This window comes from Thalassospira lucentensis, from assembly GCF_011806425.1.
Classification (GTDB): domain Bacteria; phylum Pseudomonadota; class Alphaproteobacteria; order Rhodospirillales; family Thalassospiraceae; genus Thalassospira; species Thalassospira lucentensis_B.
On sequence record NZ_JAATOV010000005.1, the window covers coordinates 1 to 21,017 of the forward strand.

Consider the following 21,017-nt stretch of genomic DNA (forward strand, 5'->3'; position numbering starts at 1 on the left):
GCAACCAACATTAAATAAGCTCGCCCTTGTGGCGGGCTTTTTTAATGTCTGTAGCGATGATCTTGCGCTCACGCCAGCTTCACAAAGAAACGGAAATCTCCTTTGGTTGTAAGTTTATGGGTGTAATCAGAGATTGATATTGTGCGATTAAAGTGCGGATTTTCAGTTACTTTACTTAAATCTAACCAATCCTAGTTGTCGCTTCTTGAAGCGCGGGTTTGGGCGCACCAAATATCTTACAGTTTCCACGTGTGCGGGTGATCCTGGTGTAACAGGCACCTTCAATGCGGACGGGTAAACCGAGATCGCCGAGGCCAGCGGCGGTGTCGCCACCCCTACAGCAGCCAAAGATGACATGCCCAGAAAAGAATGTGGCGCATGGCCAAGGTGGCCACGTGCTTCTTCGGGGCTGCTTAGGGGATTCTGGCCCAATAAAAGACTGCAAATCGAATTATTTTATATTTCGTGAGGAGCGTGCCTGAGATGAATACGCCTGACAGAATTTGGCGCATAGCCTTGATTTGCAATGTTGTGAGCGTCGTTATTTTAGCGATTGGCGTTGCGACGCAGCAGGTTACCTATGCCGCGTATGCCGTTGCGGCCGTATTGGTGTTTTCAGTTTTTGTCCTGAGCTATTTACGCAAGGCATACCAAGAAAAATTCCACTGGTATGAAGGTATTCTTCATGCGGTGCCGCTGCCGCTTTCGGTTACGGACCTGGATATGAACTGGACGTTCGTTAACAAGGTTGTGGAAGATTTGCTGGGGAAAAAAGGCAAAGAAGTTGAAGGCATGCAGTGCAGCAACTGGGGCGCAAATATTTGCAAGACAGAGAATTGCGGCGTTGCGTGTCTTCGGCGTGGGGAAGACGAGACGATGTTTAATCAGTGGTCTCGCGATTTTACCGTTAAAACCCACTACCTAAAAGATTTGCAGGGCAAAGAGATTGGCCACGTCGAAGTGGTCCAAGACGTTACCGAGGTCAAAGCGCTTAGCGCGCTGATGGAGAAGATGAAACGTTACGTGGTGTCTTTGTTGGAGTCTTCTGAATCGCTTTCTGATAATGCGACACGTATTTCCGCCTCCAGTGAAGAAACGTCTGTTCAAGCTGGTGGTCTTGCCGCTGGTATGGAGCAAACAGCGCAGATGGTTTCTTCTATTGCCAGTGCGTCGGTTGAGGTTTCAAGTAACCTGAACAGTGTTGCCGCGGCGATGGAAGAAATGGCGCGGTCGATTGACGTGATGACGCAGAATTCTATCGAGGGTAAACGGCTTTCAGATGAGGCGACGGCATCGGCCACGAAAGCGAACAGCATTATGCTTTCGCTGAGCAAATCTGCCGAGGAAACCGGGGAAGTTACCGGGCTGATCAAGGATATTGCAGAACAAACCAATCTATTGGCGCTGAATGCGACGATTGAAGCCGCACGTGCCGGTGAGATGGGCAAGGGCTTTGCCGTTGTGGCGAACGAAGTGAAAAACCTGGCAAATCAGAGTGCCGGTTCCGCTGATGAGATTGTTGGACGCATTTTGAGCATGCAGCATGTTTCAGAAGATGCGTCAGCAGCCATTCTGAACGTCAATACGGGGATCGAAAATGTTGCCCAAGCTGTGAATGAGATTAATGGCTCTATTGAGCAGCAAAAGCAGGCAACAGACGAGGTTTGTGCGAATATCTCGCAAGCCACCGAGGGAAGTCATGAGGCGGCTGAGAATATTAATCAGGCCTCTGATACGATCAAAGAAATGGCAGCCAATATCCATCAGATCAGCGAAGCTGCGCAAAACAACAGCGAGTCTATTCAGGAAATAGATAAGTCGATCAATGATCTTAAAGAGGTTGCCAGAGAGCTTAATTCGATCATCGCGCAATATGGCCGCTAGGATCAGATAACGGCTCAGTCTTAGGCACGTGGTAGAGCAAGGGCGTTGCGGGTACCCGTGACGCGTGAAAAAAGCGGTCCCTTTTGGGGCCGCTTTTTGTTGGTTTGAGCATCAGCAGAAAGGATTTAAATGTTACTGCGGAGCAGGGCACCCCAGACACGCTAACAATCCCACCGTTGGTGAAAGACTTTGAGACGTGGCGATCACTGATCATATATCGGATGATCGGCACACATCTTTTTCACCTCGGCCAGAACGTCTGCTTCAAGCGATGCGTCGCCATCGGGGTTATTTGATAGCGCGTCGATGACCTTAAGGATCAAGGTGCCGACGTTGCGAAATTCGGCTTCGCCAAAGCCACGTGTGGTTCCGGCCGATGTGCCCAGACGAATGCCCGAGGTGACAAACGGTTTTTCCGGATCAAACGGGATCGCGTTTTTGTTGCAGGTGAGCCCGGCACGTTCAAGGGCGGCTTCGGCCACTTTGCCGGTGACACCTTTGGGGCGCAGATCCACCAGAACCATATGGCAATCCGTGCCACCGGAAACGATGCCAAGGCCGCCTTCGATCAAAGTGCTGGATAGTGCGCGCGCATTTGCGACGACCTGGGCGGCATAGTCGGTAAAGCTTGGTTGCAGGGCCTCGCCAAATGCGACGGCCTTGGCGGCAATCACATGCATCAAGGGACCACCTTGGTTGCCCGGGAAGACGGCGGAGTTGAACTTTTTCGCCAGATCTTCGTCATTGGTCAGGATAATGCCTCCCCGCGGACCGCGTAGCGTTTTATGGGTGGTGGAGGTGACCACATGTGCATGCGGCACCGGGTTTGGGTAATGCCCGGCGCAAATCAAACCGGCATAGTGGGCCATATCGACCATCAGATAAGCACCAACCTCGTCGGCGATGGCGCGAAACGCGGCGAAATCAATTTCGCGCGGGTATGCGGATGCACCGGCAATGATAAGTTTTGGTTTGGTTTCACGTGCGACGCGACGGACATCATCCATATCAATCAGATGGGTGTCTTCGCGGACTTCGTAGGAAACAACATCAAACCATTTGCCCGACATGGTCACGTGCGAGCCATGGGTGAGGTGCCCACCATGGGCAAGCGACATGCCCATGATCCGATCACCGGGTTGCAGCAGGGCAAGGAAAACCGCCTGGTTGGCCTGCGCCCCTGAATGGGGCTGCACATTGGCAAATTCGGCGCCAAATAGCTGCTTTACGCGGTCAATCGCGATGCGTTCGACGTCGTCAACATGTTCACATCCGCCGTAATAGCGCCGACCCGGATAGCCTTCGGCATATTTGTTGGTCAGAACCGATCCTTGCGCGGCAAGAACGTCTTTGGAGACGATGTTTTCCGATGCGATCAACTCGATCTGGTTTTGCTGACGCGACAATTCATGATTGATGGCATCTGCAATGGCGGTATCGGCGATGGTCGAATGGACGTTGTGCGCAGTCATGGTTCTGTCCCTTTGAAAGGTGCGGCGATGACGGACGAAGCCCCAATAAGGGCCGGTTATTCTGCGGCCAGTTCGCTGCAGCCGGTTTTTAGAAGCGAAATCACATGCGGGGCAAAGGAGCGCCAAAGATCAAGGCGGTATTCATCCTTGCCATCACGCCAAAGAATGGCCGATACGCCATCAAAAATGGTGCGGCGTGCCTCGCCAACCGGGAGCATATCAGGATCGCGCGGGCAGCCGATGGTGATGAGATCGGTGGCCTTGTCGCCGGTAATCTGAATGGCGACTTCGCGGTCGGAAATCTCGGTCAGGCTGTGGGGGGCATCGCCGTAGATGCCTTCACAGGCGGCTTTGATTTTTACGGACTGATCTTTGGGCGCAAGGATCATCCATTCATCCTGACCAAGGCAGAGGATTTCAACAGAATCGTCGCGCGCACACTGGCCGATTTTGCCCGGAAGCGTTATCCCCAGCGCCTTTGACAAAGCCGCCCGTTCGCCGTCGCCCGCACGCAGGGAAAAACGTGCCACGGGATCAAGAAGCGTAACGTGGGCGGCGGAACTTGTCGCCAGGGTGCAAGCCCCGTTTAGATCGACATGTGCAGTCATTGCCGGTGTCTCCGTTCATAGGACGGTGGTCAAAGTGTAAAGGTTACAGCTTGAGGCGCGCACCTTCGGGGTCATAGAAAGTCGTGCTTGTGATCGTTGCTTTGATCGTTTTATCGGGCATGGGGATGTAAACTGTTTCGCCGGTTTTTCCATGGCCGCCTTCGATCAGGGCAAGGGCAATCGGGCGCCCAACCGCATCGCTGTGATAGGACGATGTGACGTGACCGACCATTTTCATCGGGATCGGTTGGTTGGGATCAAGAACGATCTGCGCCCCTTCTTCAAGCTTGGAAACGCCGTCTTCGGTCAGAAGCCCGACCAGCTGTTTGCGGCCGTCGGCGGTTAAGTCCGGACGTTTCAGAGCGCGCATGCCGACAAAGTCGGTTTTGTTTTTGCCAATCGCCCAGCCCGCACCCGCATCATAAGGGGTTACGGTGCCGTCCGTGTCCTGACCGACAATGATAAAGCCCTTTTCCGCACGCAGAACATGCATGGTTTCGGTGCCATAGGGGCAGATGTCATATTGCTGGCCAGCTTCGAACAGGATTTCCCAAAGTTCGCGACCATGCCGCGAAGGCACGTTGATTTCAAAGCCAAGTTCGCCGGTAAAGCTGACGCGGAACAATCGGGCCGGGAAACCGGCAACCGTGCATTCGGCAATCGACATGTGCGGGAAGGCGGCATCGGAAAGATCAAGCCCCTCGACAAAGGGTTCGATCAGTTTGCGCGCATTCGGCCCATTAAGTGCAATGGTCGACCATTGTTCGGTGGTCGATGTTAGCCAGACTTTAAGGTCGGGCCATTCGGTTTGAAGGTAATCTTCCATCATGTTGAGAACACGGGCCGCACCACCGGTGGTCGTGGTGATGTGGAAACGGTCATCGGTCAGGCGGCCAATCACACCGTCATCACGGATATAGCCATCATCGCCGAGCAACAGACCATAACGGGTCCGCCCCGGTGCCAATTTGGTCCATGGGTTGGTGTACATGCGGTTCATGAATTCAACCGCATCAGGACCGACGACTTCGATCTTTCCAAGAGTTGACGCGTCAAACATGCCAAGCGATTTACGGGTTTCGCGGCATTCGCGACGCACCGCGGCGTCCATGTCTTCGCCGTCTTTGGGGAAGTACCACGCACGGCGCCACAGACTGACGGGTTCAAAGACTGCGCCGTTTTCTTCGGCCCAGCTATCAATCGGGGTTTTGCGGGTAACTTCGAAATGTTCCCCCTTGTGATAGCCAGCAAAGGCGCCAAAGCTGGTTGGGGTGTAAGGGGGCCGGAAGGTGGTCAGGCCGACTTCGGGCTGTTTTTTGCCAAGGGCATCGGCGGCAATGTTCAGGCCGTTGATGTTTGACATTTTGCCCTGATCGGTGGCCATGCCGTTGGTGGTGTAGCGTTTGACATGCTCAATCGACCGCATGCCTTCGCGGACCGCAAGACGCAAATCCTTGGCCGTGACATCGTTTTGATAATCAACGAAGGCCTTCGCCCGGCCGGGATCGCCATCGGTGGGGAGCTCGGTATGGCTTTCGCCCGTGCCGGGGCGATCGTCTTCGACCGAAATGGTTTGTGCCGTAACCGATTTTCCAAGCGCATCGGCAGCCGCCGCCCCCATGGCAGCGCCATCGTTAATGGCGGCTGAAATGCCCCAAAGACCACGGCCCGCACCGGCGATCTGGCAATCCTCGGTGATGCGGTCGGGCAGGAAGGTTTGGGTTTCGTCATCCCATTTAAGGGAGCCCTTGGTGTGGGAAAACAGATGCAGGGTTGGCGTCCAACCGCCACTGATCAGAAGGCTGTCGCACGCGATGGTCTGCGCACCAAGTACCTTGCCATTTTCGACCTTGTTGACCCGAACCGATTTAATTCGCAGGCGGCCAGACGTCCCGGTGGCAGTATAGCCCGCAAGGACCGTGATGCCGCGTGCGTCGGCTTCTTTGACCAAATCCGCATTTGGGGTGGGGCGAGTGTCGACGATGGCTGCGATCTTTGTGCCCGCCGATGCCAGATCAAAGGCGGCGTACCAGGCGCTGTCGTGGCTTGTCACGATGACGGCGGTATCACCAACGCGCACGCCATAGCGGTTCAGATAGGTTTGTGCCGATCCGGCCAGCATGACGCCCGGTCGGTCATTGCCATCAAAGACCAGCGGTTTTTCAAGCGCACCTTGGGCCAGAATGACCTGCTTGGCGCGGACACGCCACATGCGTTCACGCGGCGCACCCTCGGCAGGGTTTTCAAGATGGTCAGTCAGTTTCTGACAAAGGCCGATCATGTTTTGATGGTAATAGCCAATCGCGGTCGTGCGGGTCATGATCCGAATGCCAAGGTCGATCAGGGCATCAAGTTCCGCACTGAGCCAATCCCAAGCGGGTTTTCCATCAATTTGGGCCTGCGGTTCGCTTAGCAGCGTGCCACCCGGTTCGGAATTTTCATCAACAAGGGTAACGCGCAAACCAGCCGTTGCCGCCGCACGTGCGGATGCCAAACCCGCCGGACCGGCACCGACGATCAAGACATCGGTATGCAGATAGCGCGATGCGTAATTATCCGGGTCCGGTTCGGTTGGCGAAACGCCAAGGCCGGCGGCTGCACGAATGAACGGCTCGTAATATTTGTCCCAGAAGGAGCGCGGCCACATAAAGGTTTTGTAATAGAAACCGGCCGAAAACAGCATATAGGCGCGGTCATTGATCGCACCGATGTCAAATTTCAGGCTGGGATATTTGTTCTGGCTGTTGGTTTCGAGCCCGTCCCAGATTTCCTGCACGGTGGCGCGTGTGTTGGGTTCAAAGCGCCCCTTGCCACGCCGGGTACCGATCAGGGCATTGGGTTCTTCGGAACCCGCCGCAATGGGGCCACGCGGGCGGTGATATTTAAATGAACGGCCCATCAACTGAACGCCATTGGCAATCAGCGCAGAGGCGACTGTGTCGCCCTCAAGACCCTGATAGGTCGTGCCGTCAAAGGTGAAGGAAACCGGCCGATTGTGAAGAACCCGGCCACGTCCCGGAACGCGGTAAGTGGTCATTTGGAAGGCTCCTTCACGTCCGAATTTTTAACCAACACGGCAAGGTCAGGGCGCGGTGCGTCGGCCTTATAGGTTGTCAGGAAACGGTCGGAAACCGTATCGCGTACCGCATTAAAGAACCGGCCACAGCCATGGGAATGGCGCCAGCGTTCGAAATGTGGGCCTTTGACATTGGTGCGGATGAACAGGAAATCGCGCCATTCATCATCGGTTTTATCCGCCGGGTTTTCCGGACGGGCGATGTGGGCCTCGCCGCCATAGGTGAATTCCAGTTCCGGAAGCGTTTCATCGCAATAAGGGCAATGGATGAGAAGCATGTTCGTTCTCCTCAGTGTGCGACAGCGGCAGCCGCCGCTTCGTCAATCAAACGGCCGGTCCGGAAACGGTCCAGCGTGAAGGGGGCATTGATGTCATGCGGGGTGCCTTTGGCGACCGTCCATGCAAGGGTATGGGCCGCACCCGGTGTGGCCTTAAAGCCGCCTGTGCCCCAACCGCAATTGACATAAAGACCGGGAACCGGCGTGGTGCCAATGATGGGGGAGCGATCAGGTGTTACATCGACAATGCCGCCCCATTTGCGCAACATCCGCATGCGGTTAAAGATCGGGAAAATCTCGCAGATGGCAGCGACGGTATGTTCAATCAGCGGCAAACCGCCACGCTGTGAATAACTGGTATATTGATCGGTGCCCGATCCAATAACCAACTCGCCTTTGTCAGACTGGCTGATATAGGCATGCACGGTGTTGGACATGACCACACATGGGAAAATCGGTTTGACCGGTTCAGATACCAGTGCTTGCAGGGGATAGCTTTCAAGAGGCATGCGCACGCCCGCTGAGTCCATCACAACGCTGGTGTGACCGGCTGCAGAGACCGCGACTTTTTTCGCACGGATAAAGCCCTTGGCGGTTTCGACCCCCTCGACCGCGCCATCAGGACCGCGACGGATGGCGGTGACCGGGCAGTTTTGGATGATATCGACACCGCGTTGGGATGCACTGCGCGCATAGCCCCAGGCAACCGCATCGTGGCGTGCTGTACCGGCGCGCATTTGAAGCGCGCCGCCCATGACAGGGTAGCGGGCATTGGGCGAAATGTTGAGCGGCGGACAGAATTCTTGTGCTTCTTGTGGGGACAGCCAGCGGTTATCGACACCGTTTAAGCGGTTGGAATGAATGTGACGCTGGAACGACTGCACATCATGAACATTGTGCGCCAGCATCAAAACACCGCGGCGCGAAAACATGACGTTATAGTTCAGGTCCTGACTGAGCCCTTCCCACAGATCAAGTGCGTGGTCATAAAGCTTGGCACTTTCATCATAGAGATAGTTTGACCGGATGATCGTGGTGTTACGCCCGGTATTGCCGCCACCAAGCCAACCTTTGTCGATCACGGCAACATTGGTGATGCCGTGTTCCTTGGCGAGATAGTGCGCGGCACCAAGTCCATGGCCACCCGCCCCGACAATAACGACGTCATATTCCGACTTGGGTTGACTGTCTGGCCATTGTGCCTGCCAGTTTTTTTGTCCTGTCAGAGCATTCTTTAACAGCGACAAAGCAGAAAAATGCGTCATGTGCGGCGGCTCCACAAAGGGTCAGTAATGTGAACGATTAGAAGCTATTTCATAAAATTATGATTGGATATTTGCGTCATAATCGTTGTAACTATTTGCCATGTTCGCAAAGGAGGCAGATGCATGCAGCCAAACACGCCGAAACTTAGGGTAGGGTTCATTTTAGCCCCGCATTTCACCATTTCGGCCTTTGCCAGTTTTCTGGATGTGTTGCGTTTGGCGGCGGACGACGGTGATCAGTCGCGTCAAATCAATTGCGAATGGCATATTCTATCTCATAACGGCGAACCCGTGCGATCTAGTTCTGCGGTTGAGGTGCGCCCCGATGCCCCTTTGGCCCGTCCAAAGGACTATGATTATATCGTGGTTGTCGGCGGGCTTTTAAAAGAACAGGTGAAAATCGGCCCGGAATATACGCGGTTTTTGCGTGCGGCGGCAGATCAGGGCGTGCCGCTTGTTGCGTTATGTACCGCTGTTTTCTTGCTGCACGAGGCGGGGCTTTTGGATGGGTATAAATGCTGTGTCAGTTGGTTTCATCACGACGATTTTCTTGAAACCTTTGAGGGCATGGTGCCAATTTCCGATCAGATCTTTGTCGTCGATCGGGATCGGCTGACCTGTTCGGGGGGGACCAGTTCGGCACATTTGGCGGCCTTTTTGGTGGAACGGCACGTGGGCCGTGCAGCCGCGCAAAAAAGCCTGCACATCATGATCATTGATGAATTTCAGGTGGCGGAAAAACCACAGCCTGGCTTGCCGCTTGAACTTTCGACACGTGATCCGTTGGTCAGCCGTGCGCTGCGGCGTATTCAACAACGCCTTGATGCGCCAGAACCCGCCGAAAACCTTGCCAAGGCGCTTGGTGTCAGTAAGCGAAAACTTGAACGGCATTTTCAAAAGGCGCTGAACCTGACACCGTCGAATGCGGCGATGCGCATTCGCTTGGCACAGGCAAAGATGATGATTGAACGCACCGACAGAACGATTGTCGATATCGCCAACTCGACCGGGTTTTGTGACGCGTCGCATTTCAGCCGCGTGTTTTCCAAACAAGAAGGGACCGCTCCGGCCGCCTATCGGCAGGCAGTGCGTCAAATAACGTCCGACGGGCGTTGATCAATCGTACATTCGTAGGGCGTTTCTTTTCCAATAAGCTTTTAAACAGCGCGGCATAGGGATACGAATCATATCGTTGCGCAAATATGGCACGGTGGGAAATGCGCAATGGTACTGCGCAACTGTCGTATTCGTTCACTCGTGGGTCTTATGGTTTCGTTACTATCCTTTATTGCAATCATAAGGTGGTCTTCTGTTTCTGGTTTTCGAAGCACCTGCTTGGAAGGCACATTTTCGGGACCGACGCATGATTGGAAAGTCCGGGGATCATAATCCCGGAACCATATAATCGGAGGAGGAAACGAATGAGCTGCAACAGAGGTGTGGTGTATGTCGGCCCCGGTAAAGTCGAGGTCCAAGATATCGCCGATCCGGTGATGGCAGCGCCAAATGGGCGCAAACTTGATCATGCCGTCATTCTTAAAGTGATCACCACCAACATTTGCGGATCCGACCAGCATATGGTGCGCGGACGTACCACAGCAGAAGCCGGTTTGGTTCTGGGCCATGAGATTACCGGGGAAATCATCGAAAAGGGCAGTGACGTCGAATTGCTTGATATAGGTGATATCGTGTCTGTCCCATTCAATGTGGCGTGCGGGCGGTGCCGGTGCTGTAAATCGCAAGATAGCGGCGTTTGCCTGACGGTGAACCCGGATCGTGCGGGTGGGGCGTATGGGTATGTGGATATGGGCGGCTGGATCGGTGGTCAGGCCCGCTATGTCATGGTGCCTTATGCCGACTACAATCTGTTGAAGTTCCCCGATCGGGATCAGGCAATGGATAAAATCCACGATTTGACCATGCTGTCAGACATCTTGCCGACCGGCTTCCACGGTGCGGTTCAGGCCGGTGTTGGCGTTGGGTCGATTGTGTATGTTGCCGGTGCTGGTCCGGTTGGCATGGCGGCGGCGGCATCTGCCCGCATTCTTGGTGCGGCGGTTGTGATGGTGGGTGATTTCAACAAAGAACGGTTGGCTCATGCATCGAAAATGGGGTTTGAGGCGGTTGACCTTTCGAAAGGGGATCGACTGGGGGAAATGATTGCCGACATTACCGGCAGCCCGGAAGTCGATAGTGCAATCGATGCGGTCGGCTTTGAAGCCCGTGGACATAGCGGCGGCGAACAACCGGCCATTGTTTTGAACCAGATGATGGAAATCACACGTCCGGCCGGGGCAATTGGCATTCCGGGGCTTTATGTGACGGAAGATCCCGGTGCCGTCGATGACGCCGCGAAGCACGGTAATCTGTCCTTGCGGTTTGGTTTGGGTTGGGCAAAGGCGCAATCGTTCCATACCGGGCAGACGCCGGTGATCAAATATAACCGCCAACTGATGCAGGCGATTTTGCATGGCCGGCTGAACATCGCTGATATCGTCAATGCGCAGGTGATTTCGCTTGAAGATGCGGCGAAGGGTTATGAAAGCTTTGATCAGGGGGCGGCCAAGAAGTTCGTCCTTGATCCGCACAATGTGCTGGCGAAAACGGCGTGATCAGTTAACTTGTTGATTACGAACGAAAAATCGGGAGCCAGATGCTCCCGATTTTTTTGTTTGCTCGTGTTTGCTCGTGTTTGTTTTGTTTGTTGAACCGAACTGGCCTTAGCTACGTGGCTTAAGGTTTTCCGGATCATATAGCGGTTTGTAGCCAATCCCGACGACTTCGACAGGATAAATCTCGTCAAAATAGGATACGGTCAGTTTGCGACCTTCTTGGCAATAATCCCATGGCAGATAGGCCAGTGCGATGTTTTTGCCGACACTCGGACCAAACGCGATGGAGGTCGTATAGGACCGGCGGCCAAGCTCATCGACCAGGGTTTTTCCGGTTTCGGGATCCATCACCGGCAGATTGCCAACCGGGTAACGCGCCACACCCTGGGCATCGATATTGTCGGTCATGACAAGGGTGCACAGCATGGCGGGTTGATGATCGCGTTCGCGGTATTCAACATGCTTTGCCTTGCCGCAGAAATCGGCTTCTTTGACCTTTGGGCGGGCAAGGGCGGCTTCGAGCAGGTTATATTGGGTGTGCAAATCAGCGTTTTGCAGGCGCAGTGATTTTTCCAAACGCCGCGAGTTGGCATAGGTTTCCACACCAACCGCCATCACGCCGATATCGCGCAAGGCGTCCCAGACGGCGAGGCCATCTTCATAACGCATGTGCAGTTCCCAGCCCTGTTCGCCGACATAGGAAATGCGAAACGCGGTTACGGTTTTGCCTGCAATCTGGATTTGACGGATGGCCGCGAACGGGAAGTTTTCCGTGCTGAGTTCATCGGGGTTTTCGACAACTTTTTGCAGGTTTTCGCGCGCATTCGGGCCCCAGATACCGATGGTGGTGAATTTTTCCGTGACATCGGTGATGGTGACATCAAGGCCGCGATCCATCGCAACGCGACGCATATGGATCAGATCACGCGGGCCGGCATCGGCACCGTTGACCAAACGGCACCGGTCGGCCATGCGAAATACGGTGAAGTCGGCACGGACATTGCCTTCTTCATCAAGCATGTGGGTATAAATCCCCTTGCCGATATTTCCATCACCGCCAATTTTTGCCGCGCAAAGCCATTCCATCAGTTCGACATGATCTGGGCCTTCGATTTCGGTCATGTGGAAGTGCGACAGGTTGATGATGCCGCAATCGTCACTCATGGCGAGCTGTTCGGCGTTGGAGACACGCCAGAAATGGCGGGTATCCCATTCATTTTCACGCACCGGCACGCGGTCGGCGTATTTTTCAAGAAGATGTTCGTTGGACGCATAGCCATGCGCACGTTCCCAGCCGCCCAATTCCATGAAATAGCCGCCAAGTTCGACTTCGCGTTCATAGAATGGCGATCGGCGGATACCGCGCGCCTTCGAGAACGGCTCACGCGGGTGGACCGGCGGGTTATAGATCTTTTTCGCTGTTTCCCAGCAACGATCATAAATGTAGTTTTCATCAAGCTGGAATTCGTTGAAACGCGCGAAATCAACCGCATGGTGATCAACATGGGTGCGGCCATGAGTCATCCAATCGGCAATCAGTTTGCCCATGCCCGGTCCGTCTTTGATCCAGATGCCAACTGCGTACCAAAGACCGCGCAGTTTCTGGCTTTCGCCCATCGACGGGCCACCGTCGGCGGATGATTGCAGCAGCCCGTTGAAAGAATGGCTTTCGTTAAAGCCAAGCTCGGTCAGGATCGGGGTCAGTTCCATCGCGCGTTCAAGCGGTTCCATCACGTCTTCAAGTTCAAGGTCGCGCTGGGACGGGGACAGGCGTGCCTGATCCTTTTCCAGAATGTCGCGCGGATGCACAAGACGCGGGTTTTCTTCGTAATAATAGCCCCACTCGATCTGGCCACCTTCGGTACTTTTGGGATCGCCGGTATCGCGCATATAGGCCGAGTTGCCCTGATCGCGCAAAAGCGGATAGCCGATTTCAACACCGGTTCCTTCGAACTGGTTATACGGCCCAAAGAAAGTCAGTGGGTGATCAACCGGCATGACGGGCAAATCTTCACCGGCCATTTCGGCAATCAAGCGGCCCCAAAGACCGGCACAGACAACCACATGGTTGGCATGGATTGTACCGCGTTCGGTTTTAACCCCGACGATGCGGCCATTTTCGGTAATCAGATCAAGGGCGGACGTATTGGCAAACATTTGAAGTTTGCCCGATGCGGCGGCCTGATCGATCAGTTTACCCGCAACTGTTTGCGATCGCGGGGTGACAAGACCCGCATCCGGGTCCCACAGTGCGCCTTGAATTTGGTCTTCTTCGAGAAGGGGGAATTTTTCCTTGGCTTCGGCGGCGCTGATGATTTTGACATTGGTGCCAAATGCCTTGCCGGAATCAACGCGGCGTTTGAGTTCGGCCATGCGTTCATCATCGCCAACCCGGGCAACTTCGATGCCGCCGATACGTGCATAATGGCCCATCTTCTCGTAGAAATCCATCGAGTACATGGTCGTCCAGCAGGTCAGCAAATCGTGGCTCGTCGCATAGCAGAAATCAGATGCGTGCGCCGTTGACCCGACATCGGTCGGGATGCCTGATTTGTCGATGCCGACAATATCGTCCCATCCGTTCTCGATCAGGTGATGGGTGACCGAGGCCCCCACGATCCCGCCGAGGCCGACGATGACGACGTTAGCCTTTTGTGGAAATGCGGCCATGTGTTTCATTCCTTCTTTTCGAGACGCTTATCGTTGGTCGGCATGGGCGTTTTTCGGGTGCGTTGGCGTCACCCGATGATGATGTGGCTTATAGAGTGAAGACAACGGTTCGATGGTTGTTGAGCATCACCCGACCTTCAAGGTGGTATTTCACCGCACGGGCCAGAACGCGGGCTTCGATATCGCGCCCGGTGGCAACGAAATCCTCGGCGGACATGGCGTGGTTTACCCGTTCGGTTTCCTGTTCAATGATCGGGCCTTCGTCGAGATCCGGGGTGACATAATGCGCGGTCGCGCCAATCAGCTTTACGCCGCGGTCATAGGCCTGATGATAGGGTTTTGCGCCCTTGAACGACGGCAGGAACGAGTGGTGAATATTGATGATCATGCCGTAAAATTGGCTTGAAAGCTCGTTGGTCAGCACCTGCATATAGCGCGCCAAAATAACCAGTTCGGAATTGGTCTGTTTGATCAGGTCGGCCAGTTTGGCTTCTTGTTCGACCTTGTTGTCCTTGTTCACCGGCATGTAGTGGAAGGGAATGCCTTCTTGCTCGGCAATTTTGCGGGCAGTTTCATGGTTGGACACGATGGCGGCGACTTCGGCGTCAAGCCAGCCGACCTTGATTTGATACAAAAGATGCAGCATGGCGTGATCGAACTTTGACACCATGATGATGATCTTTGGCCGACGCGATACGTCATCGACTTTTAGCTTCATGTTAAAGCGATCAACCGAAGGGTTGAGCGTTAACACAAGGGAATCTTTATCGATGTCTGAAGGTGTGCTGATCCCGACGCGCAAAAAGAACTGGTTCGTGTGACGATCCCAGAACTGATTTGATTCGATGATATTCGCACCGCGCGACGCCAAAGCGGATGTGACCGTCGCAACAATTCCCGGTTGGTCGTCACAGGCGATGCGCAGGATATAAGAATTTTCGCTCACTGGATCAGTTCCGTTTCAATGGGTTTAAGGTGCGATCAGAGCTGACCTTCCAGCTCGGGCAGGACATCAAACAGATCAGCGACAATGCCGTAATCTGCGACCTGAAAGATCGGGGCGTCTTCGTCAGTGTTGATCGCAACGATGATCTTTGAATCTTTCATGCCCGCCAGATGCTGGATCGCGCCGGAAATGCCGCAGGCGATATAAAGATCAGGTGCGACCACCTTGCCGGTTTGCCCCACCTGAAGGTCGTTGGGGGCATATCCGGCATCAACGGCGGCACGGGATGCGCCGACGGCTGCGCCAAGCTTATCGGCAAGTGGGGTCATGACGGCCTTGAACTTTTCTTCGGATCCAAGGGCACGACCACCCGACACAATGATTTTGGCCGATCCAAGTTCCGGACGATCATTTTGCGACAGGATGTTTTCAACGAATGATGATTTGCCAGCATCGCTTGCATGATCATCGACGTTTTTAATCTCGGCGGTGCTGGTGCCGTCTTCGGTGGCGGCAAAGCTTGATGTGCGGATGGTCATGACCTTTGTCGCATCGGTCGTTTGTACGACTTCAACCGCATTCCCGGCATAGATCGGGCGTTTGAAGGTGTCGGCATCGACAACATCCATCACCTCGGAAATTTGCATGACGTCGAGCAGGGCGGCGACGCGCGGCATGATGTTTTTACCGTTTGCGGTGGCCGGGGCCAGAATGGTGTCATATTCACCACTTAGCGACACGATCAGTTCGGCGGCATTTTCCGCCAGCTGATTTTCCAGTGCGTCACTTTTGGCAACCAAGACGGTGCGGATACCAGAAAGTTTGGCACTGGCTTGGGCAACCCCATCAAGATCATTGTTGCCGGCCACCAGAATATCGATGTCGCCACCGATTTTAAGGGCGGCGGTCAGTGCCTTGGCGGTCTGATCCGAAAGGGCGGTATTGTCATGCTCGGCAAAAAGAAGGATAGGCATAATTTCAATCTCCGCTTGGTTCAGATGACGCCAGCTTCGTTTTTGAGTTTGTCGGCCAGCTCTGCGACCGTGGCGACCTTGACACCCGCCTGACGGACAGGGGGCTCTTCCACCCGAATGACCCGAAGGCGCGAGGCAATTGTCACACCGAAATCATCGGGTGTTTTCGTCTCGAGCGGTTTTTTCTTGGCCTTCATGATGTTGGGAAGCGACGCATAGCGTGGCTCATTCAGGCGCAAGTCGGCGGTGACAATGGCCGGAAGGCTGATGTTGATTGCCTGAAGGCCGCCATCGACCTCACGGGTTACTTTTGCACTGTCGCTGCCAAGTTCAAGCTTGGAGGCGAAGGTTGCCTGCGACCACCCCAAAAGGGCCGACAGCATTTGACCTGTCTGATTGGCGTCATCATCAATGGCCTGTTTGCCAAGGATCACAAGGCCCGGTTCTTCGTCCTTCACAACACCGGCAAGAATTTTTGCGACGCTGAGCGGTTCGGTCACACCATCCACCGTGATCAGGATGGCGCGATCCGCCCCCATGGCAAGGGCGGTGCGAAGAGTTTCCTGTGCTTGCGCCGGGCCAATGGAAACCGCAACAATTTCGTCGGCCTGACCGTTTTCTTTCAGGCGCACGGCCTCTTCGACGGCAATCTCGTCAAACGGGTTCATCGACATTTTGACATTGGCAAGATCAACGCCCGTGCCATCCGCCTTCACGCGAATTTTCACGTTGTAATCGACGACGCGTTTCACAGGTACGAGTACCTTCATGATGATCCTCTCCATCGAAGCCCCGAACAAAATTCTTTGTCCCAGGACGACCAGCGCATCAAACGCGGTCTGTGTTGCTTTTTCAAAGATGGGAAGCGTTACGTGCAGTGACACTTCCGAAGGTGACGCCGGTCTTTGTTATGTGTTCTGTTTTGATGCTGCGTTTCCAAAGCCGGGGCTGATCAACATGATGAACATCACATCTTAGGGGCGCGAATATTCTGTTTGAAAGTTTGCGCTTTAAGATCACGTATCTTAAGTTCAATACGTCGAGTCCAAAGTGTTTCTCTTGGTTTCCCGGTTTGGTTGGCGAAATCACAGTTGATAATCTGGCGACTTTTTGCGCCACAAAATAGAATGTTTGCGTCAAACTGAGATTACCGCTACGACAAAAGAAGAAACCTTGTCTGTATCGGAGGGACCGGTGCTTACGAATGCGAAATTTGGTAATCAAAACACGCCCCGCCTGAGTGTCGGATTTATTCTGGCCAACCGGTTCACGCTGTGCGCATTTGCAAACTTTGTCGATGTGCTAAGGCTGGCCGCAGACGAGGGGGATCGCAGTCGTCCGATCCTGTGTAACTGGACGGTTTTATCCGAGCGCATGGACCCGATAACGTCCAGTAGTGGCATTACCGTGCAGCCCAAAGAACGGCTTGGCGATCCCAGACGGTTTCATTACATCGTCGTGGTTGGTGGCTTAATGGACGAAGCCCCGAACCTGAGCCCCGCCTATCAGAAGTTTTTGCATGAAGCGGCCGCTGCGGGTGTGCCACTTGTCGGGGTTTGTACGGGCGCGTTTTTGCTGCACGAGGCCGGATTGCTTGATGGGTATCGCTGTTGCATCAGCTGGTTCCATCATTCCGAAGTTGTCGATCAATTTGAGGGACTGGACCCTGTCACAGAACAAATTTTCGTTGTTGATCGCGATCGGTTGACCTGTTCGGGTGGGGTGAGTTCCGCGCATTTGGCGGCCTATCTTGTTGATAAGCATGTCGGGCGCGCACATGCCAACAAAAGCCTGCATATCATGATCATTGATGATGCGCTTCAGGCCGAAAAACCACAGCCGGGCATCCCACTTGACCTTAAGACACAAGACCCGATTGTGCAGCGGGCCTTGCTGATCATGCAGCAAAACATTGATATGCCGATTTCCGTTCAGGAGATCGCGCAACGCATGGGCAACAGCAAGCGACAGATCGAGCGGCATTTTCGCATGAGCTTGGACACATCGCCGCAGGTTGCATTTTTGAATATCCGCCTTGATTTGGCCCATCACCTGATCGAGAAAAGCCAAAAGTCCGTTGCCCAGATCGCGGTGGATTGCGGGTTCTGTGACTCTTCGCACCTTAGTCGGATGTTCCGCCGCCGTTATGGTTGTACACCGCAAGCCTTGCGGCGTCCGGTGACGTCCGAAGTGGAATTTTTGGGCGAGGACACACAGCCAGAGGTCACACTGAACGGATAATCCGAACGTTGCATGCAGATGCCGTCCGCGTGCGGTTCGCACCCAGTAACGTGACGCCTTATGTGCGGATGGGATATTCGTATCGTGATTGGGGCGCCGGTTTGATGCAGCGCCCCAAGTCAGGATTTTACAGTTCGACTTCCACATCCGAAAGCGGGGTCGAGCAACAGATCAGGATTTTGCCCTGATCGATTTCGCGTTGGCGGATGCCGCCGCCATGCTGCATGTCGACCTCGCCAGAGTTCAGCTTGGATTTGCAGGTGCCACAAATGCCGCGCTGACAGGATGATACCGGCAGAAGCCCCGCTTCGCGTGCCGCCGAAAGGATCGTCATCCCCGGACTGCATTCAACAACATGCCCGGTTTTGCTGAAACTGACCCGGAAGGTCTGGTCGCTGATTTCTGGTGCGACAGAGCTGTGTTCTTCAAGGGTACCTGCGGTTTCTGCCCCGAAATCGAAGCTTTCCTCATAGTACTTGTCCATGTCGAAACCGGCTTCGCGCAGCATGTTGCGCACCCCCTCCATGAACCGTCCCGGTCCACAGCAGAAAACTTTGCGGTCTTTGAAGTCTGGCGACATCAGCGACAGCATCGGTAGGCTGAGACGGCCACAAAAGCCTGTCCAGCTGTGGCTGGCCAATGTGCTGTCGCAGGTCAGGGATACTTTAAGTCCCGGGTTCTGTGCGGCCAGAAGTGACAGTTCATCGCGAAAAATTAGGTCCGACGGGGTGCGGGCCGCATGGACAAAATGCAGATCGGTCGGTTCGGACAAATCACATGCGGTACGTGTCATTGACATCATCGGTGTGATGCCGCTGCCCGCAGAAATAAACAGCAATTTTTCATCGCTGGTGGCATCGGTGGTAAATTCGCCACCCGGGCCAGACACATTTACTTCTTTGCCAGGCACCATGTAATCATGAAGCCAGTTGGACGCCGGGCCACCGGGAACGCGTTTGACCGTAATTTCAATTCGGTACGGACGTGCCGCCGATGCAGAAATGGTGTAGCAGCGCGTGACCATGCCTTCGACCGGAAGTTCGAACGTCATGAACTGTCCGGGCGAGTAGCGAAAATCGCGCGGTTCGCGTCCGGAAAACACGAATGTTTTCACATCATGGGTTTCCTGACGTACTTGCCGACAGACAAGTACGTCATCATTTTCGGGATCCCAAAGCGGAACACGGGTTGCTTCGGTCAGGATTTCCTCACCGGGCTTTGTGCCACCTTGTCCGTTCGCAGTTGTGTTGTTCGCGGTCATTCTGCGGCAATCCTGGCTTTGGTGGTGGCAAAGTGATCTTCCAGGCGCTTGATGTACCAATCACAGAAAGCTTCGACATGCGGTTCTGTGTAGGTGGAATACGGGCCTGGCTCGTAAGCAGGTTGCTGACTGCCGATCTGGGCAAGACGGACAAGTTCGGCATCCTGTACGTTGGTCATGTTCCAGACATGGGTCAGGTTATCAACGGTGTAATCTTCGTTTTCACGGGCATTTTTATTCACGAGCCACGTGGTGCGGACAAGGGTCCGATCCGGGCCAAGCGGCAAGGTGCTAAAGGTGACGATATGGTCACTCATGAAGTGATGCCACGAATTTGGATGGGTCCAGAAACTAAGCCCACCCAGCTTGGCGTCGGTAAAGTTGCCAAGCAGCTTTTTAGAGGCAACCTTGGTATCAAGCGTATGCGATTCCCCATCACGCATGAGCGGCAGGCGCATGGTGCGGAAACCGGTCACATTGGAAAGCTGATCTTCTTCTGCCGAGGGCAGGCCACATGATTCCCAACGGGCGTGGTCTTTTTCAATGGCAGAAAGATAGTTTTTCACCTCGTCAGAGCGACGCTCATCCATTTCATCGGGCGAGAAGCCAAAGCCAAATGCGGACAATGGTACGGTGAGCTGCGGGTGGTTGCCATCACAGTGATAGCATTCCCGGTTATTCTCCATCGTCAGCTTCCAGTTGCCTTCTTCGATCAGCTCAGACGTATGGGCGACTTTGCAGTTGGCAATATCATGGGGGGCCAAGTAGGGCTCCATCACGCGGGCCATTTCATCGATATCGCTTGGCGCATCTTTGGCAAGGCAGATAAAGATGAGCCCCGCGATTGAGCGCACATGCACGGTTTTAAGGCCGTGGCATTCCTTGTCAAAGCCCGCCCCCATATGTTCGGCAAGGATGAGTTCGCCATCCTCGTTATAGGTCCAGCCGTGATAGCGACACACGATGTTGCCGATTGTGGTTGCGGGTTCGTCAATCAGCTTGGCACCGCGGTGGCGACACACATTGTGGAAGCCGCGAATTTCCATATCATCACCGCGCAACAACAACACCGATGTTTTGTCCACATCCACCGTGATGCAATCGCCCGGTTCCGGAAGTTCCGGTTCGACCGCGACGAAAATCCAGTGCTGGCCAAAGATCACCTTGATATCAAGATCAAGAATTTCGGGTGAGCTATAGAAGGGTGCTTCGAGGCTTTTGCCTTTTTCGCGACGGGCAACAAGGTTTTGAATGTCTGATGATGAACGCATGGTCGGGTACCTCGGCTTCTAAATGGTGCCTGGATGGAAGCCTGTGCAGGACGCAATATCTGCAGCAGGGAGTTAGCGTCTTTTGCAGCAAGTCGTTGGTCGTTTTAGCTGTCCCACCGGATATCTGATCCGGACGGAATGCGCGTATGACAGTCCAATTGGCCGAGGTAATTGACAGACAGATAATGCGGTTGCTGACCTTTCTGATGACAATGACTGACCACGCCCCATATATCCAAACATGATGCGGGTATTCGCCGTGTTCAAGGATGTCCTTGCACGGATATGATCAGTCACCTGCCAAGCAGGTTCAGCGTCGCGGGCTGTCAGTTGCACCCAAATTCTCCCTAATCGTCGTCGGCAGGTAACCTGCTCTTGTATCGTCGTCTTTAGATATTTGACGATTTGAAAATCTATTTCGGATTGATGACAATTTGGCAGAAAGCTTAAGTCAAAAAG

General features: G+C 54.2%; 15 protein-coding genes. 4 read left to right on the plus strand and 11 right to left on the minus strand.

Annotated elements, in window-relative coordinates; genetic code table 11:
- Positions 1 to 483: 483 nt before the first annotated feature.
- Positions 484 to 1,884: a PAS domain-containing methyl-accepting chemotaxis protein gene (locus HCZ99_RS15130; RefSeq protein WP_167447869.1), complete on the plus strand. Its 1,401-nt coding sequence runs from the start codon at positions 484 to 486 to the stop codon at positions 1,882 to 1,884.
- Between the two features lie 203 nt (positions 1,885 to 2,087).
- On the opposite strand, the gene glyA is transcribed toward HCZ99_RS15130, so the two are convergent.
- Genes glyA through HCZ99_RS15155 form a run of 5 tightly spaced genes read right to left on the minus strand, consistent with a single transcriptional unit; the run spans position 2,088 to position 8,583 of the window.
- On the minus strand, positions 2,088 to 3,356 hold the full coding sequence (gene glyA / locus HCZ99_RS15135) for a serine hydroxymethyltransferase (RefSeq protein WP_167447870.1): 1,269 nt from the start codon (positions 3,354 to 3,356) through the stop codon (positions 2,088 to 2,090).
- A gap of 56 nt (positions 3,357 to 3,412) precedes the next feature.
- Entirely contained in the window at positions 3,413 to 3,964 is a 552-nt protein-coding gene (locus tag HCZ99_RS15140; protein ID WP_167447871.1) for a sarcosine oxidase subunit gamma, read from the minus strand.
- Positions 3,965 to 4,007: 43 nt separating this feature from the next.
- Positions 4,008 to 7,001, minus strand: a complete 2,994-nt coding sequence (locus HCZ99_RS15145) for a sarcosine oxidase subunit alpha (protein WP_167447872.1) — start codon at positions 6,999 to 7,001, stop codon at positions 4,008 to 4,010.
- On the minus strand, positions 6,998 to 7,318 hold the full coding sequence (locus tag HCZ99_RS15150; protein WP_167447873.1) for a sarcosine oxidase subunit delta: 321 nt from the start codon (positions 7,316 to 7,318) through the stop codon (positions 6,998 to 7,000). The genes HCZ99_RS15145 and HCZ99_RS15150 overlap by 4 nt, the downstream gene beginning before the upstream one ends.
- Positions 7,319 to 7,329: 11 nt before the next feature.
- Positions 7,330 to 8,583 (minus strand): sarcosine oxidase subunit beta family protein, encoded by a 1,254-nt coding sequence (locus tag HCZ99_RS15155; protein WP_167447874.1) that lies wholly within the window; start codon positions 8,581 to 8,583, stop codon positions 7,330 to 7,332.
- Between the two features lie 123 nt (positions 8,584 to 8,706).
- Here HCZ99_RS15155 and HCZ99_RS15160 point away from each other — a divergent pair, with 123 nt between their 5' ends.
- Both HCZ99_RS15160 and fdhA read left to right on the plus strand, forming a co-directional pair.
- The gene (locus HCZ99_RS15160) at positions 8,707 to 9,699 is read left to right on the plus strand and encodes a GlxA family transcriptional regulator (RefSeq protein WP_167447875.1); all 993 of its coding nucleotides are present in this window, start codon (positions 8,707 to 8,709) and stop codon (positions 9,697 to 9,699) included.
- Positions 9,700 to 10,004: 305 nt separating this feature from the next.
- Positions 10,005 to 11,195 (plus strand): formaldehyde dehydrogenase, glutathione-independent, encoded by a 1,191-nt coding sequence (fdhA, locus tag HCZ99_RS15165; RefSeq protein ID WP_167447876.1) that lies wholly within the window; start codon positions 10,005 to 10,007, stop codon positions 11,193 to 11,195.
- Positions 11,196 to 11,303: 108 nt separating this feature from the next.
- Here fdhA and HCZ99_RS15170 read toward each other — a convergent pair whose 3' ends face one another.
- The 4 genes from HCZ99_RS15170 to HCZ99_RS15185 all read right to left on the minus strand — a co-directional run bounded on the left by HCZ99_RS15170 (position 11,304) and on the right by HCZ99_RS15185 (position 16,555).
- Positions 11,304 to 13,865 (minus strand): GcvT family protein, encoded by a 2,562-nt coding sequence (locus tag HCZ99_RS15170; protein ID WP_167447877.1) that lies wholly within the window; start codon positions 13,863 to 13,865, stop codon positions 11,304 to 11,306.
- An 88-nt stretch (positions 13,866 to 13,953) separates the two neighbouring features.
- A complete protein-coding gene (gene purU / locus HCZ99_RS15175; RefSeq protein WP_167447878.1) occupies positions 13,954 to 14,811 on the minus strand; it encodes a formyltetrahydrofolate deformylase in 858 nt (285 codons plus the stop codon).
- Positions 14,812 to 14,846: 35 nt separating this feature from the next.
- A complete protein-coding gene (locus HCZ99_RS15180) occupies positions 14,847 to 15,785 on the minus strand; it encodes an electron transfer flavoprotein subunit alpha/FixB family protein (protein ID WP_167447879.1) in 939 nt (312 codons plus the stop codon).
- A 20-nt stretch (positions 15,786 to 15,805) separates the two neighbouring features.
- Positions 15,806 to 16,555: an electron transfer flavoprotein subunit beta/FixA family protein gene (locus HCZ99_RS15185; RefSeq protein ID WP_167447880.1), complete on the minus strand. Its 750-nt coding sequence runs from the start codon at positions 16,553 to 16,555 to the stop codon at positions 15,806 to 15,808.
- A 424-nt stretch (positions 16,556 to 16,979) separates the two neighbouring features.
- On the opposite strand from HCZ99_RS15185, the gene HCZ99_RS15190 reads away from it, so the two are divergent.
- Complete coding sequence (locus HCZ99_RS15190; RefSeq protein ID WP_167447881.1) at positions 16,980 to 18,026, plus strand: GlxA family transcriptional regulator; 1,047 nt, start codon at positions 16,980 to 16,982, stop codon at positions 18,024 to 18,026.
- A 127-nt stretch (positions 18,027 to 18,153) separates the two neighbouring features.
- Here HCZ99_RS15190 and HCZ99_RS15195 read toward each other — a convergent pair whose 3' ends face one another.
- On the minus strand, positions 18,154 to 19,287 hold the full coding sequence (locus HCZ99_RS15195) for a hybrid-cluster NAD(P)-dependent oxidoreductase (protein ID WP_167447882.1): 1,134 nt from the start codon (positions 19,285 to 19,287) through the stop codon (positions 18,154 to 18,156).
- Entirely contained in the window at positions 19,284 to 20,558 is a 1,275-nt protein-coding gene (locus HCZ99_RS15200) for an aromatic ring-hydroxylating oxygenase subunit alpha (protein ID WP_167447883.1), read from the minus strand. The genes HCZ99_RS15195 and HCZ99_RS15200 overlap by 4 nt, the downstream gene beginning before the upstream one ends.
- Positions 20,559 to 21,017: the final 459 nt, after the last annotated feature.